The following is a 15,549-nucleotide window of genomic DNA, read 5'->3' as shown; positions in this document are numbered from 1 at the left end:
CGTACGGGCCCACCGGGAAAAGCAGTTACGCCCAGGTGATCAGGCGCTTCGGCTGCTCCAGGATCGCCGCCACATCGGCCAGCACCTTGGAGCCCAGCTCGCCGTCGACCAGGCGGTGGTCGAACGACAGGGCCAGCGTGGTGACCTGACGCGGCTTCACCTTGCCCTTGTGGACCCAGGGCTGGAGCTTGATCGCGCCGACCGCCAGGATCGCGGACTCGCCCGGGTTGAGGATCGGCGTACCGGTGTCGACGCCGAAGACGCCGACGTTGGTGATGGTCACCGTGCCGCCCGCCATCGCCGCCGGGGACGTCTTGCCGTCCCGGGCCGTGGTGACCAGATCGCCCAGGGCCGCCGCGAGCTGCGGCAGCGTCTTGTCGTGCGCGTCCTTGATGTTCGGCACGATCAGACCGCGCGGGGTGGCCGCCGCGATGCCCAGGTTGACGTAGTGCTTCTGCACGATCTCCTGGTTGGCCTCGTCCCAGGCGGCGTTGACCTCGGGGTTCCGCTTGATCGCGACGAGGAGGGCCTTGGCGATGATCAGGAGCGGGTTGACCCGCACCCCCGCCATGTCCTTGTCCTCCTTCAGCTCGGCCACGAGCTTCATCGTGCGCGTCACGTCGACCGTGACGAACTCGGTGACGTGGGGCGCGGTGAACGCGCTGCCCACCATCGCCTGCGCGATGGCCTTGCGGACGCCCTTGACCGGGATACGGGTCTCCCGGGCGGAGGCGGAGGCCACGGCGGCTGCCGGGGCCTCGGAGGCCGCCTGCGAGGGGGCCGGGGCAGCCACCACCGGAGGCGTCGCGGCCGGGGCCGCCGCCGCGTGGACGTCCTCGCGGGTGATGACGCCGTCCTTGCCGGTCGGCACCACCGTCGCCAGGTCGATGCCGAGGTCCTTGGCGAGCTTGCGGACCGGGGGCTTGGCGAGCGGACGGCCGCCGCCCGGAGCATCGGCCACAGGCGCGGGAGCGGGCGCAGGCGCAGTGGCAGCGGGAGCAGCGGCCGGCGCCGCGTGCCCGTTCAGCTCGGCCTGCACCGCCGCCGCGACGGCGGCGGCCTCCGGAGTGGCCGTCGCCCCCTTGCGCGGGCGGCGCTTGGTGGAGGACTCGGCGACTCCGTAGCCCACCAGGACCGGCGTACGGCCCTTCGGCTCGGCTTCCGCCTCGGGCTCCTCCACGGGCTCCTGGGCCGGGGCGGCGGCCGGGGCGGGCGCGTCGCCGCTGCCCGGGGCCACGTCGATCGCGATGATCACCTGGCCGACGTCGACGGTCGTGCCCTCGGGGAAGCGCAGCTCGTGCACCACCCCGTCGAACGGGATCGGCAGCTCGACGGCCGCCTTCGCGGTCTCGACCTCGCACACGACCTGGCCGTCGGTGACGGTGTCGCCGGGCTGGACGAACCACTTGAGGATCTCGGCCTCGGTCAGTCCCTCGCCCACGTCGGGCATCTTGAACTCACGGAAACGAGCAGACGTTTCGGTCATCGTCGTCACGAACCCTCTCCTCAGAACGCCAGCGAGCGGTCGACGGCGTCGAGCACCCGGTCCAGGCCGGGCAGATACTCGTCCTCCAGCCGGGCCGGCGGGTAGGGGACGTGGTAGCCGCCGACCCGCAGCACGGGCGCTTCGAGGTGGTAGAAGCAGCGCTCGGTGATCCGGGCGGCGATCTCCGCGCCGGAGCCGTAGAAGACGGGCGCCTCGTGGACGACCACGACCCGGCCGGTCTTCTCCGCCGACCTCTGGATGGCGTCGAAGTCGATCGGGGACATCGAGCGCAGGTCCAGGACCTCGATCGACTTGCCCTCCTCCTGGGCGGCCGCGGCCGCTTCCAGGCAGACCTTCACCATCGGCCCGTACGCGACGAGCGTGAGGTCACTGCCCTCGCGGACGGTCACGGCCTTGTGCAGCGGGCCGGGGATGGACTCGGTGTCGACCTCGCCCTTGTCCCAGTAACGCCGCTTGGGCTCGAAGAAGATGATCGGGTCGTCGCTCTGGACGGCCTGCTGCATCATCCAGTAGGCGTCGCTCGCGTTGGACGGCGAGACCACCTTCAGCCCCGCGACGTGCGCGAAGAGCGCCTCGGGGGACTCGCTGTGGTGCTCGACCGCGCCGATGCCGCCGCCGTACGGAATGCGCACGACGACCGGCAGCTTGATCTTGCCGAGCGCGCGGGCGTGCATCTTGGCGAGCTGCGTGACGATCTGGTCGTACGCGGGGAAGACGAAGCCGTCGAACTGGATCTCGACGATCGGGCGGTAGCCGCGCAGGGCCAGGCCGATCGCCGTGCCGACGATGCCGGACTCGGCGAGCGGGGTGTCGATCACCCGGTCCTCGCCGAAGTCCTTCTGGAGTCCGTCGGTGATACGGAAGACGCCGCCGAGCTTGCCGACGTCCTCACCCATGATGAGGACCTTGGGGTCGTTGTCGAGGGCGAGGCGGAGCGACTCGTTGAGCGCTTTCGCGATGGACATCTTTTCCACGGCCATGGCTACTTGCCCTCCTCGGCGGAATCGGCGAACGATGCCTGGTAGGCGGCGAACTGGGCCCGCTCCTCGTCCACGAGGGAGTTGCCGTCGGCGTAGCCGTGCTCGAACAGGGCCATCGGGTCCGGGTCGGGCATCGCGCGCACCGCTTCCCGTACCCGCTTGCCGAGGGTCTCGCTCTCCTCGTCCAGCGCGGTGAAGAAGGCCTCGTCCGCGAGCTTCTCCTTCTCCAGGTACGCGCGCAGCCGCAGGATCGGGTCCTTGGCCTCCCACGCGGCCCGCTCCTCGTCGGCCCGGTACTTCGTCGGGTCGTCGGAGGTGGTGTGGGCGCCCATGCGGTAGGTGAACGCCTCGACGAGGGTCGGGCCCTCGCCCCGGCGCGCGCGCTCCAGCGCGGAGCGGGTGACGGCCAGGCAGGCGAGGACGTCGTTGCCGTCGACCCGGACGCCGGGGAAGCCGTAGCCCTGGGCGCGCTGGTAGAGCGGCACGCGGGTCTGGCGCTCGGTGGGCTCGGAGATGGCCCACTGGTTGTTCTGGCAGAAGAAGACGACCGGGGCGTTGTAGACCGCGGAGAAGGTGAACGATTCGGCGACGTCGCCCTGGCTGGAGGCCCCGTCACCGAAGTACGCGATCACGGCGGAGTCCGCGCCGTCCTTGGCGACGCCCATGGCGTAGCCGGTGGCGTGCAGCGTCTGCGAGCCGATGACGATCGTGTACAGGTGGAAGTTGTTGCTGTTCGGGTCCCAGCCGCCGTGGTTCACCCCGCGGAACATGCCGAGCAGGTTGGTCGGGTCGACGCCGCGACACCAGGCGACCCCGTGCTCCCGGTAGGTCGGGAAGACGTAGTCGTCGTCGCGCAGGGCCCGGCCGCTGCCGATCTGGGCGGCCTCCTGGCCGAGCAGCGAGGCCCACAGGCCCAGCTCGCCCTGGCGCTGGAGGGCGGTCGCCTCGGCGTCGAAGCGGCGGGTGAGGACCATGTCCCGGTACAGGCCGCGCAGCTCGTCGGCGCTCAGGTCGATGCTGTAGTCCGGGTGCTCGACGCGCTCGCCCTCGGGCGTCAGCAGCTGTACGAGCTGGGGCTCGGCACTCTGCGGCTTCTTCGCGGCGCTGGTCCGCTTACTGGCGCGTCGCGGTTTACGCGCGGCGGCAGTGCTCTCCACGGTCACGTGCGTGCTCCTCCGTCGGTCCGGCCCCCGGGGTCTGCCGGGGACCAGTGCGGCTCGCCTGGATCCGGAGCCGTGCACGGGGTGGGTGCCGGTGGGCCGGAGTCAGGCGTGACAGGTGCCCCGGCGAGTGCCCTGTCATAGGCACGTTACCCACAGCGTCGCAGAACTGCGAAACCCTATCTGACCTGCGATTTTGCTTGGATTTCCAAGTAAATCGAAAAAATCGCGAACCTCTGCTGGTCAGGGCACTGAAAGCAGCCTTGCGGGCCGCCGGAACAACGGCACGTTATCCCGCGGATCAGCGCCAGGGAAGAGCGGAGGGGAGGCGAGTGTGTGAGACTGCGATCGTGCGCGAAGATGGAAAAATCACGGTATTTCTGCTCGATGATCACGAGGTCGTCCGGCGCGGCGTCCATGAGCTCCTCTCCGTCGAGGCGGACATCGAGGTCGTCGGCGAGGCCGGTACGGCCGCGGACGCCCTGGTGCGGATCCCGGCGACGCGTCCCGATGTGGCGGTGCTCGACGTGCGGCTGCCGGACGGCAGCGGCGTGGAGGTGTGCCGGGAAGTCCGTTCCCAGGACGAGAACATCAAATGCCTGATGCTCACCTCGTACGCCGATGACGAGGCGCTTTTCGACGCGATCATGGCGGGCGCCTCGGGATATGTGCTGAAGGCGATCCGCGGCAATGAACTGCTGAATGCCGTACGGGATGTGGCGGCCGGAAAATCCCTGCTGGACCCGGTGGCCACCGCCCGGGTGCTGGAGCGGCTGCGCGACGGCGGCAGCGGCAAGGGCGACGACAAGCTCGCCGGCCTCACCGAACAGGAACGCAAGATCCTGGACCTGATCGGCGAGGGCCTGACCAACCGGGTCATCGGGGAGCGCCTGCACCTCGCCGAGAAGACCATCAAGAACTACGTCTCCAGCCTGCTGTCCAAGCTGGGCATGGAGCGCCGCTCGCAGGCCGCCGCGTACGTCGCGCGGCTCCAGGCCGAGCGCCGCTGAGTCTGCCGAGCGCCGCTGAGTCTCCCCGCTCCGCAGGGACTTTGGTCCCGGACCACCGGGGGCAGGCGACTCTTACGCGGCCCCTACGGCCGGGGGACAGTGGAATCCATGTCCTTCGACGAACTCCCCGCGACCGGGACGGTCCGGCGGGCCCCGGCCGGCACGCTCTGCTCTCCCGCGACCGGCACGATCGGGCGGGCCGAGCCGATCCGGAGGGCGGAGCCCATCGAACTGCTCCGCCGCGTCCCGTACGGCCGCCTCGCGACCAGCATGCGGGCCCTGCCGTTCCTGACGGTGGCCCGGCACATCGTGTGCGACGGCCGCATCCTGCTGCGGATGCACAGCGGCTTCGGCCACCACGAGGCGTGCGACGGGAGCGTCGTCGCGTACGGCGCGGACAACTACAACGACACGGCCTCCGGCGACGGCGGCGACCTGTGGTCGGTGCAGTTCACCGGCCCCGCCGAGATCGTGCACCCCTGCCCCGAGCAGGAGCGGCTGTTCGGGGCCGCGCCCGTCTCCGTCAACGGGGAGCCCTTCGCGCCGGCCTATCTCCGGGTCGATCCGCACTTCGTCACGGAGCACACGCTGAAGTTCTGAGGCAGCCAGGCTTCCAGACGGCCTTAGCGCACCTCCGGGCGTGACCGCAACTCCGCCGAGCGGCCACGCAGAGTGATCTAACATCTGGTAAGTGCCGCGCTCATATGTCATTCGCCCACCTGTTCCCCCGGTCGGCGAGGTGCTGCGCCGTTACCCGAACGTGGGCGAGCCCCTCGCCTGCGAACCGATCACCAAGGGCCTGCTGAACCACGGATACCGTGTCTCCACCACGAGCGGGTCCTACTTCCTCAAGCACCATCTCGACAAGAAGCACCTGGGCGACCCCAGCGGCGAACGCGCCGCGATCGTGCGCCAGCACCGCGCCACCCAGCGCCTGAAGTCGCTCGGCGTGCCCGTCGTCCCGCCCCTGACGGACACCCGGGGCGACACCGTCACCGTGATCGGCGAACGGTGCTACGCCCTGCACCCCTGGGTCGACGGTCTCCACCGGGTCGGCTCCGAGCTGACCCTCTCCCAGTCGCGTCGGCTCGGTGCGCTCCTGGGGACCGTGCACACCGGCCTGGAACAGGTGATGGCGCCGCGCGACGGCCCGCATCCGGCGAGCCCGCCCGCCCTGCCGGTCCACCGCAGTCCGGACGCCGCCGACACCTTCGCGCTGATCGACGACCTGCTGGCCGCCGCGCGCGGGCAGGACGGCCGGGACGCCCCCCGCGACGCCTTCGACGAACTCGCCGTGCACCGGCTCGTGGAACGCCGCGCCCTGCTCGAACAGCACTCCCACCGCCGGCCGCCCACTCCGGACGGGCCCGCCACCGGCTGGGTGCACGGGGACTTCCACCCGCTGAACCTGCTCTACCGGGGCGCCGACCCGGTCGCGATCGTGGACTGGGACCGGCTGGCCGTACAGCCGCGCGCCGAGGAGGCGGTACGGGCGGCGGCGATCTTCTTCGTCCGCCCGGCCGGGGAGCTGGACCTCGCCAAGGTACGGGCGTACGCCCGCGCGTACCGGCGGGCCGCGGGGGCGGGGGCCGCCGAGCTGGCGGCCGCCGTGCACCGGGTGTGGTGGGAGCGGCTCAACGACTTCTGGATACTCCGCTGGCGCTACCGCCTCCACGACCGCAGGGCCGACCCGCAGTTCCCCGCGGTGTCGGCCCTGGCGGTGTGGTGGACGCGGGAGTACGAGGCAGTGTGCGCGGCCTTCACGGAATGACGCGGTTGCACCATCGCGTGAGCCCGGCGCGCGCCACGAGGGCGCACGCCGGGCTCAGAGGGTGGTGCGGTGGTGCGTTATCCCGTCGTGGTGGCGCCGAGCGCCGTCTCGCCGGGCGTCGTGCCCGTACCGCCGTCGCCGCCGGCCCCGCCGTCGTCGTCGCCGCCGGGTCCGCCCGGGGTTCCGGGGTCGGTGGTCGGCTCGGTCGGCTCACCTGTGGGCTCACCGGTGCTGCCCTCGTTGGTGTTGCCGTCCGAGGTCCCGGGGTCCGTGCCGGTCGGGTCGGGGGACGGGGTGAACGAGGGCTCGCTCGGGGTCGGGTCCGGGTTGTACGGCGGCGGATTCGGCTGCGTCTGACCGCCGCCGGTGGAGGTGTCCGGGTCCTCCGGCTCGTCGCTCTCCTCCTCCTCGGACGGCGACTGGGAGGGCTTCTCCTTCTCGGACTGGCTGACCGAGGGGGACGGCGTGACCGGGTCCTTCTTCCCGTCGTCGTCCTTCGCGGCGTTGACGGCGAAGGCGACCCCCGCGCCGATCGCGATCAGCGCGAGGAGGACGAAGAGCCACATCTTGCCGCGCCCGCCGGAGCGACGGCCGCCGCCGTCGTAGCCACCGTCGTCCGGGTTGTACGGCGGCAGGATCGGACCCTGCGAGGTGTCCCCGTGCGTCGGGTGGCCCATCGCGCGGGTGGAGCCGGACATCCCGTGCGGCGGGGTCTGGCCCCCCTCGTGCAGCGCGACCGGGCCGGTGTTCCACGTGCCCGTGTGGCCGCCCTGCACCTGGAGCATCTGGAGGCTGTACTGGACGAGCCCGCGCATCTCCTCGGCGCTCTGGAACCGGTCGTCCGGGTCCTTCGCCAGCGCGCGCATCGCCATCCCGTCCAGCTCCGGCGGCACCACGTCCGAGACCTCGGACGGCGGCACCGGGATGTCCTGGACGTGCTGGTAGACCACGGAGAGCGGGGTCTCGCCGGTGAACGGGGGCCGCAGCGCCAGCAGTTCGTAGAGCAGACAGCCGGTGGCGTACAGGTCGGACCGGTGGTCGACGGCCTTGCCGAGCGCCTGCTCGGGGGAGAGGTACTGCGGGGTGCCCATGACCATGCCGGTCTGGGTCATCGTCGACTGCGCGCCGTGCAGCGCGCGGGCGATGCCGAAGTCCATCACCTTGACCGCGCCCGATTCCGTGATGATCACGTTGGCGGGCTTGATGTCGCGGTGCACGATGCCGTGCTGGTGGGAGTACGCGAGGGCTTCGAGCACCCCCGAGACGATGATCAGCGCCTGCTCGGGCGGCGGGGCCTCCGCCGTCAGGAGCAGGTCGCGGATGGTGCGGCCCTCGACCAGCTCCATCACGATGTAAGGGACGGTCTGGCCGCCCACGACGTCCTCGCCGGAGTCGTAGACGGCGACGATCGCGTGGTGGTTGAGACCCGCGACGGACTGTGCCTCGCGGGTGAAGCGCGCCTTGGAGACCGGGTCCTCGGCCAGGTCGGAACGGAGCAGCTTCACCGCGACCGTACGTCCGAGCCGGACGTCCTCCGCCGCGTAGACCTCTGCCATGCCGCCCCGGCCGAGCCGGTAGGTCATCCGGTAACGTCCGTCACCGACCACGCCGCCGATACCCCAGGCGTCGGTACCATCCGAAACTCCGCCGCCGTTTGCTTCGGAATCGGGTGCCATCAGTCCTCGCCGTCGTATCTGTCCGCGCGTCCGCGGGTTCTCACGGTGCCTTGCTGCATTGCAGCGTCACGCTACAGCCTCCACCGGACACCACGGTTCCGCTGCGGCAGGATCATCGGACCGCCCGGCGCGTCGTACACAGGGATTTGATGCGTTTCCTGTAACGCTTCCGAGACGCTTCTTGTGCGTAGGGTCACGGAACGGGCACCCGGCTTGACGTGTCGTACCCCTGCGGCAGACTTGGCGCGTAATCGCGTTGTACGGAACACGGAACCGCGTCGCACGCAACCACGTCGGACAGAAACGACGTCAGACAGATACACCGCGTGCGACCGCGCGCCGCCGAGGGGGAAGCAAGTCATGAGCCAGGACGGCGCACAGGGCCGCTACGCGGGCGGGGCGGTCGCGGGCGGCCGCTACCAGCTGCGCGACCTGCTCGGCGAGGGTGGGATGGCGTCCGTGTACCTGGCCTACGACTCCGCCCTCGACCGCCAGGTCGCGATCAAGACCCTGCACACGGAGCTCGGCCGCGAGCAGTCCTTCCGCGAGCGCTTCCGGCGTGAGGCGCAGGCCGTCGCCAAGCTCCAGCACACCAACATCGTCTCCGTCTTCGACACCGGCGAGGACGAGCTCGGCGGTGCGCTGATGCCGTACATCGTCATGGAGTACGTCGAGGGGCAGCCGCTCGGCTCGGTGCTGGCCGCCGACATCCGCAGTCATGGCGCGATGCCCGCCGACAAGGCGCTCAAGGTGACGGCGGACGTGCTCGCCGCGCTGGAGACCAGCCACGAGATGGGCCTGGTCCACCGGGACATCAAGCCCGGCAACGTGATGATGACCAAGCGCGGCATCGTCAAGGTCATGGACTTCGGCATCGCCCGTGCCATGCAGTCCGGTGTCACCTCGATGACGCAGACCGGCATGGTCGTCGGCACCCCGCAGTACCTCTCCCCCGAGCAGGCCCTCGGCCGCGGCGTCGACGCCCGGTCCGACCTGTATTCGGTGGGCATCATGCTCTTCCAGCTGCTCACCGGCCGGATCCCGTTCGACGCGGACTCGCCGCTGGCCATCGCGTACGCGCATGTGCAGGAGGAGCCGGTCGCGCCGTCCAGCATCAACCGGTCGGTCACCCCGGCGATGGACGCCCTCGTCGCCCGCGCGCTCAAGAAGAACCCGAACGAGCGCTTCCCCAGCGCAGCCGCGATGCGCGACGAGATCGCCCGCGTGCTGAACGCCTCCGGCGGCCAGACCGGCGCCCCGGTGATCGTGGCCGGCGGCGGGCCCGCCAACAGCGGCTCCGGTGTCGGCTCGGCGGTGTTCCCGCCGGTCGACCAGAGCACCCCGGCACCCCAGAGCGTCCAGACGCCGTACCAGCCGCATCCGCAGCAGCCCCACCATCAGCCGGGCCCGTACAGCCAGCCGACCCCGGCGCCCACGCCGAGCTACGGCTACCCGCAGGCGGCCCAGGGCTATCAGGCCCCCGGACCGCTGGCCCACCAGACCCCGCCGCCGTACTCGATCAGCCCGCAGCACTCGACGGCCGTGGGCACCACCGCCGCCGGCGGCTCCAAGCGGAACATGCCGGTCGTCGTCGGTTCCATCGTCGTCGCGCTGCTGGCCATCGGCGGCCTGATCACCGCGATCGCCCTCCAGGACGGCAACAAGGACGACGAGGCGGGCAAGGACGGCGACCCGGGCACCGCCGAGGTGGAGGGATACCGCCCGCCGGAACGCAACCGGACGATGAAGAGCACGGAGTGCTCGGACGCCTCCGAGGACTCCAACGACCCGGCGAAGGTCCAGGCGCCGAACTTCGTCTACAAGGACATCCTGTCCGCGAAGGCGTGTGCGGCCGCCGCGGGATGGACCATCAAGGAGATCGAGGAGAAGGGCAACACCTACGCCGAGGGCCAGGTCGTCGGCCAGTTCCCGTCCTCCGGCGCGGCCGTCTCCGAGCGCGGCGCCCACTTCGAGCTCCAGGTCTCCACCGGCAAGCCCTCCTGATCCGCCGGTCATCCGTGGACACCGTCCGGCCGCCCAGCCGGGCGGTGTCGATGTGTCGACAGATGACCGTTACGCGCCCACGGATCTCCGTCCTGGACCGCTATCAGGGCACCATCAGGGCACTATCAGGGCCCGTATTTCCGGATACCGCGTCCGGGATGCCGGATGAGGGGGACCGTGTGACGCTGATCTCATGGCTCCAGGACTTCCGGCCGCGTGGTCGTCGAGGTGCGCGGTCTGTCTGATGGCGGCGGCCGGAGCGGCGCTGGGGCCGCTGGGCGGCTCCGCCCACGGTTCACCGGCGCCCGAGGGCCCGTCCCGCGCCGCCGCGACCTCCGCCCCGGGGACGCCGAGCCCCGTCGCCACCGCTTCCGCGGCCCCTGCCCGTCCGGCCGCGCCACGGCCCGTACGGTCGGGCTCGGCGTCCCCCTCGGCGCTCCCCTCCGCCCTGCCCCTGTCGTCCGGCGTCCCGGTCCCCGGAGCGCCGGGAGCCGGCCTGGCCCCGCCGTCCCCGGCAGCGACCGGGCAGGGCGCGCAGGCCCCCGCCGGGCCCGGAGCCGACTCGCCGGACTCCGCCTCCTCCCCTTCCGCTTCCCCCGACGTATCCGGGTCGACCGCCCCGCTGGCCGGGCGCGAGGCCGGGGCCGGCAAGGCGCGTCCGGGGCGTTCGCTGTCGCCGCTGGAGCTGGCGCGGGCCGAGGAGCCGGTGCCTGAGGAGGAGCCCGATACGGACCTCGTGGACCCGGTCGACCTGCCCGTTTCCACCCCGCCGCCCAGCGCCTTCACCGATCCGGGGCCCCGGTCGGGACAGGCTCTGGGCGCCGCGTCCGTACGCCGGGTGCAGCAGGTCTCGCTCGGTACGGGCATCGCGCTGGTCGGGCTGGGACTCGGCTTCCTCGCCTTCCGTATGCGCCGGGTGAACTGAGCGTCGCGGCCGCTGGTCGCGCTGTCCCGGACCGCACCTGCGGGACTTGCCAGGACGAACATACTCGGTATACATACTCAGTATGTCCATTCGCCACGGCCTCCTGGCCCTGCTGGAGCGGGGCCCTCGTTACGGGTCCCAGCTCCGCACCGAGTTCGAGTCACGCACCGGCTCCACCTGGCCCCTGAACGTCGGGCAGGTCTACACGACGCTCAGCCGGCTGGAGCGCGACGGCATGATCGTCCAGGAGGGCTCGGACGACGCCGGGCACGACCTCTACGCGATCACCGACGACGGCCGCACAGAGCTGCGCACCTGGTTCGAGACGCCCGTGGACCGCACCAGTCCGCCCCGCGACGAACTGGCCATCAAGCTCGCCATGGCCGTGGGCGCGCCCGGCGTCGACATCCGGGACGTCATCCAGGCCCAGCGCCACCACACGCTCAAGGCCATGCAGGACTACACCCGCCTCAAGGCCCAGGCCCTGGCCGACGTCCCGGCCAACCGGGACGAGGTCGCCTGGCTCCTCGTCGTGGAGCAGCTGATCTTCCAGGCGGAGGCCGAGGCCCGCTGGCTCGACCACTGCGAGTCCCGGCTCGTCCGCCTCGCCGAGGCCGCCGCGACCGAACCCTCCGCCGAGCCCGGCCCCGCGGCCACCCGCGGTCCGGCCCGCTCGCTGGCCGGCCGGACCCGGTCCCGGCGCTGACGCCGACTCCCGCGGGTACCGGCGGGCGCCCTTCCCGGCACCGCCGCCCCCATCCCGGGCCCACCACCACCGCCCACGCCGCCGGCCCCACCGCCGCCCACACCTGACCCCGTCCGTTCCCAGGGGGGAACCACCCGCCATGCCTTCGTCCGCCACACCCCCGCCCCCGCCGTCCTCCGGGACGCCCGGCGGCAGCCCCGTACTCGAACTGCGGGCGCTGACCCGTACCCATGGCTCCGGCATCGCCGAGGTGCACGCCCTGCGCGGGATCCAGCTCGCCGTGCACCCGGGCGAACTGGTCGCCGTGATGGGCCCCTCCGGCTCCGGCAAGTCCACCCTGCTGACCCTGGCCGGCGGCCTCGACACCGCCACCAGCGGCCAAGTGGTCATCGAGGGCCAGGACATCGCCGCCCTCGGCCCCAAGGGGATGGCCGCCCTGCGCCGCCGCAGCGTCGGTTACGTCTTCCAGGACTACAACCTCATCCCCGCCCTCACCGCCGCCGAGAACATCGCGCTGCCCCGCGAACTCGACGGCGTCTCCGTGCGCAAGGCCCGTAAGGAGGCCCTCGCCGCGCTGGCCGAGCTGAAACTGGAGGAGATCGCCGACCGCTTCCCCGACGAGATGTCCGGCGGCCAGCAGCAGCGCGTCGCCATCGCGCGCGCCCTCGTCGGCGACCGGCGCCTCGTCCTCGCCGACGAGCCGACCGGAGCGCTCGACTCCGAGACCGGCGAAGCCGTCCTCGCCCTGCTGCGCACCCGCTGCGACCAGGGCGCGGCCGGCGTCATGGTGACCCATGAGCCCCGGTACGCGGCCTGGGCCGACCGGGTCGTGTTCCTCCGCGACGGCTCGATCGTCGACCAGACGCTGACCACCGGGGCCGACTCCCTGCTCTCCGCCGGAACCGCCGAGGCCGCCACGTGAACCCGCTCCCCGGCTGGCGCGCCGCCTTCCGCATAGCCCGGCGCGACGCCGTACGGGCCAAGGGCCGCAGCGCCCTGGTCGTCGCGATGATCGCCCTGCCGGTCCTCGGCGTGACCGCCGCCGACCTCACCTACCGCAGCGCGCTGCCCACCAGGGCCGAGGAGCTGACCGGTGAACTGGGGGCGGCCGACGCCCGGTTCTCCGCCACGAGCATGGGGCCGGTGAAGCTCCAGCAGATGCCCGACGGCGTCAACTGGAACCCGCCCGAGGGCGCCCCGGACCCGACTCCCGAGGAGCAGGCGAAGCCGGTCGACGTGCCCGCCACCTTCCCCGAGGGATCGCGGCACCTCACCGAGCGGAGCGTTCCCGCGTCGGTGACCACCCGGCACGGCATCGCGGACACCCAGATCACCGAACTGTCCATCGCCGACCCGATGCTGCGCGGCCGGATCGAGCTGACCGACGGCGCCTACCCCCGGGCCGAGAACGAGATCGCGGCGACCGACAAGTTCATCGAGGCGTCCGGCCTGTCCATCGGCGACCGCGTCACCGTGCGCGGACCCGACCGGACCTACACCCTCACCGGGGCGGTCGAACTCCCCGCCGACCTGCGGGCGGACTCCCTGTACGCGGTCCCCGGCTCGGTCATCGCCCCGTGGCAGAAGACGGCCGATCGAGACAAGAACATCCTGCCGCCCCAGGCGAGCGACCCGAAGTGGCTGGTCCAGGGGCCGGCCGGAGCCGGCGTGACCTGGCAGGACATCCTCGCCGCCAACGAGAAGGGCGTGGTGGTCAAGTCCCGCCAGGTCGCCCTGAACCCGCCGCCGGACTCCGAGGTCCCGATGGCGGCGACGACCGGCGCATACGACACGGACACGGAGCTGACCGCGGCGGTGCTCACGGTGGCCGCCATGGCGGTCCTGGAGATCGTGCTGCTGGCCGGCCCCGCGTTCGCCGTGGGCGCCCGTCGTTCACGCCGTCAGCTCGGCCTGGTCGGCTCGTGCGGCGGCAGCCGGGGCCAGGTCCGCGCCGTGGTGCTCGCCGGAGGCGCGGTGCTCGGAGCGGTCGGCGCGGTGGCCGGCGTCGCCGCCGGATTCGGCCTGACCGCCCTGTTCCGCCCGATGATCGAGGACTACACGGGCAGCCGCTTCGGCGAACTGACCGTACGTCCCTGGGAGATCCTCGGCATCGCCCTGCTCGGTCTGGTCACCGGCGTACTCGCCGCGCTCGCCCCGGCGATCGTCGCGGGCCGCCAGTCCGTCCTGGAGTCGCTCACCGGCCGGCGCGGTACCCGCCGCAGCTCCCGCGTCCTGCCCGTCGTCGGTGTCGTCGCGCTCACGACCGGCGTCGCGGTCGCGGTCTACGGCGGGGTGGCCGGCGACACCGCCCTCGTCGCCGGGGGATCCGTCCTCGCCGAACTGGGCGTCCTCGGCTGCATCCCGGTGATCGTCGGCTTCCTCGGCCGGCTCGGCCGGCGGCTCCCGCTGACACCCCGCATCGCCCTGCGCGACGCGGCCCGCAACCGGGGCCGTACCGCACCCGCCGTCGCCGCCGTGATGGCGGCCGTGGCGGGCAGCGTGGCCATCGCCACGTACACCAGCAGCAACGCCGCCGAGCAGGCGTACGACTACGAGCCCAATCTGACCCCGGGCACCGTCGCGCTGGTGGCCGCCGACACCGGCGACAGCGCCGACCTGCCCCGCTCCCGGGCCGCCGTCGAGCAGAGTTTCCCGGTCAGCGGCGCGCGCGCCGACATCAGCCGGGTCTGGGCCGGCAGCGACTGCATGGTCTATTACGACGAGGAGAACGGCTGCGGCACCCTCGAACTCGTCAAGCCCACCGGCGAGGGCCACTCCTGCCCGTTGAAGGGCAAGGGCGCCAAGGAGCTCGCCCTGCGGATCTCGGCCGACGAGCACAAGCGGCTGATGAACTCCCCGGCCTGCATGGACGAGCACTACACGATGGTCGCCTTCGGCACCGGCAGCGACAAGATCGTCGTCGGGGGCGCGGACGTGCTCGACTCGTACGTGAAACTGGAGGACCCGGCGGCGGCGAAAGCCCTGGCGGAAGGCACGCCCGTCCTGCTCAACTCGGCGTACGCGAAGAACGGCGAGGTCGCCCTGAAGGCCACCCACGCCTACAACGACCGCGACAAGAAGAACCGGGCCCTGCACCCCGGCAAGACCCGCGTCACCACCGACCGGCTGAAGGTCTACGTCGCACCGGACCGCTACGCGGCGACGCCGGGCATCCGGATGGTCATGCCGGAGAAGACCGCACAACGGCTCGGTCTGCACGTCGAGGAGCACGGCAGTTTCTACACGCTCGACCGCGATGCCACGGACGCCGAGAGCCAGGCGACCCACGCCGCGCTCGACCAGGCCGGGAACCGCGCGTACCTGATGACGTCGAACGAGACGTTCCGCAGGAACGACGACACCGACACGGTCCTGCTGCTCCTCGCCCTCTTCGCCGGAGTGGTGACCCTGGGCGCGGCGGCCATCACGACCGGCTTGTCCAAGGCCGACGCGGAGGCCGACCTCACCACGCTCAGCGCGGTGGGCGCGCCCCCGGGGGTACGGCGTTCGCTGTCCGGCTTCCAGTGCCTGGTCGTCGCCCTGACCGGGGTGCTCCTGGGGACGGCGGCGGGGCTCGTGCCCGCGGTGGCCCTGCGGCTGACCGACCTGCGCGCGGCGCTGGCGGACATGCGGGAGGATCCGATGGAGTCTGCCTACACGCCGATCGTGATGCCGTGGGAGACCGTCGGGCTGCTGGCCCTGGTCGTCCCGGTGCTCGCCGGACTCCTGGCCGCCGGCCTCACCAGCTCCCGGCTGACCCTGGCCCGGCGCGCGGGCTGAGCGGCGGCTCCGGTGCTGGTGGCGCTGCCG

Annotated in this window: 12 protein-coding genes; 8 read left to right on the top strand and 4 right to left on the bottom strand. The window is 72.0% G+C overall.

The window, feature by feature from the left end:
* Positions 1 to 25 precede the first annotated feature (25 nt).
* Genes AB0F29_RS26265 through pdhA form a run of 3 tightly spaced genes read right to left on the bottom strand, consistent with a single transcriptional unit; the run spans position 26 to position 3,650 of the window.
* Entirely contained in the window at positions 26 to 1,495 is a 1,470-nt protein-coding gene (locus AB0F29_RS26265; RefSeq protein ID WP_361876511.1) for a dihydrolipoamide acetyltransferase family protein, read from the bottom strand.
* 11 nt (positions 1,496 to 1,506) lie between these two features.
* Entirely contained in the window at positions 1,507 to 2,487 is a 981-nt protein-coding gene (locus tag AB0F29_RS26260; protein WP_361876509.1) for an alpha-ketoacid dehydrogenase subunit beta, read from the bottom strand.
* Between the two features lie 2 nt (positions 2,488 to 2,489).
* Positions 2,490 to 3,650 carry a pyruvate dehydrogenase (acetyl-transferring) E1 component subunit alpha gene (gene pdhA, locus AB0F29_RS26255; RefSeq protein WP_361876506.1) on the bottom strand — a complete coding sequence of 387 codons (1,161 nt, stop codon included), beginning with the start codon at positions 3,648 to 3,650 and terminating at the stop codon, positions 2,490 to 2,492.
* Positions 3,651 to 3,997: 347 nt separating this feature from the next.
* On the opposite strand from pdhA, the gene AB0F29_RS26250 reads away from it, so the two are divergent.
* The 3 genes from AB0F29_RS26250 (at position 3,998) to AB0F29_RS26240 (ending at position 6,428) form a co-directional block, all read left to right on the top strand.
* Entirely contained in the window at positions 3,998 to 4,657 is a 660-nt protein-coding gene (locus tag AB0F29_RS26250) for a response regulator transcription factor (RefSeq protein ID WP_007447175.1), read from the top strand.
* 108 nt (positions 4,658 to 4,765) lie between these two features.
* Positions 4,766 to 5,257, top strand: a complete 492-nt coding sequence (locus tag AB0F29_RS26245; protein WP_361876503.1) for a pyridoxamine 5'-phosphate oxidase family protein — start codon at positions 4,766 to 4,768, stop codon at positions 5,255 to 5,257.
* A gap of 139 nt (positions 5,258 to 5,396) precedes the next feature.
* Entirely contained in the window at positions 5,397 to 6,428 is a 1,032-nt protein-coding gene (locus AB0F29_RS26240; protein WP_361876901.1) for a phosphotransferase, read from the top strand.
* Positions 6,429 to 6,505: 77 nt separating this feature from the next.
* On the opposite strand, the gene AB0F29_RS26235 is transcribed toward AB0F29_RS26240, so the two are convergent.
* Entirely contained in the window at positions 6,506 to 8,104 is a 1,599-nt protein-coding gene (locus AB0F29_RS26235; protein WP_361876500.1) for a protein kinase, read from the bottom strand.
* Between the two features lie 360 nt (positions 8,105 to 8,464).
* Here AB0F29_RS26235 and AB0F29_RS26230 point away from each other — a divergent pair, with 360 nt between their 5' ends.
* The 5 genes from AB0F29_RS26230 to AB0F29_RS26210 all read left to right on the top strand — a co-directional run bounded on the left by AB0F29_RS26230 (position 8,465) and on the right by AB0F29_RS26210 (position 15,519).
* Positions 8,465 to 10,108 (top strand): protein kinase, encoded by a 1,644-nt coding sequence (locus AB0F29_RS26230; protein ID WP_361876497.1) that lies wholly within the window; start codon positions 8,465 to 8,467, stop codon positions 10,106 to 10,108.
* A gap of 193 nt (positions 10,109 to 10,301) precedes the next feature.
* Positions 10,302 to 11,033: a hypothetical protein gene (locus tag AB0F29_RS26225; protein ID WP_361876494.1), complete on the top strand. Its 732-nt coding sequence runs from the start codon at positions 10,302 to 10,304 to the stop codon at positions 11,031 to 11,033.
* 82 nt (positions 11,034 to 11,115) lie between these two features.
* Positions 11,116 to 11,739, top strand: a complete 624-nt coding sequence (locus tag AB0F29_RS26220; RefSeq protein WP_361876491.1) for a PadR family transcriptional regulator — start codon at positions 11,116 to 11,118, stop codon at positions 11,737 to 11,739.
* Between the two features lie 139 nt (positions 11,740 to 11,878).
* Positions 11,879 to 12,661, top strand: a complete 783-nt coding sequence (locus AB0F29_RS26215) for an ABC transporter ATP-binding protein (protein WP_359626885.1) — start codon at positions 11,879 to 11,881, stop codon at positions 12,659 to 12,661.
* Positions 12,658 to 15,519, top strand: coding sequence for an FtsX-like permease family protein (locus tag AB0F29_RS26210; RefSeq protein ID WP_361876487.1), 2,862 nt, complete (start codon positions 12,658 to 12,660; stop codon positions 15,517 to 15,519). Before AB0F29_RS26215 ends, AB0F29_RS26210 begins: the two co-directional genes overlap by 4 nt.
* The last annotated feature ends 30 nt before the right edge of the window (positions 15,520 to 15,549 follow it).

Source organism: Streptomyces sp. NPDC026589 (assembly GCF_040638385.1).
Classification (GTDB): domain Bacteria; phylum Actinomycetota; class Actinomycetes; order Streptomycetales; family Streptomycetaceae; genus Streptomyces.
The sequence above is the reverse complement of the archived record's forward strand: the minus strand, read 5'-3'. Positions and strand labels throughout refer to the sequence as shown.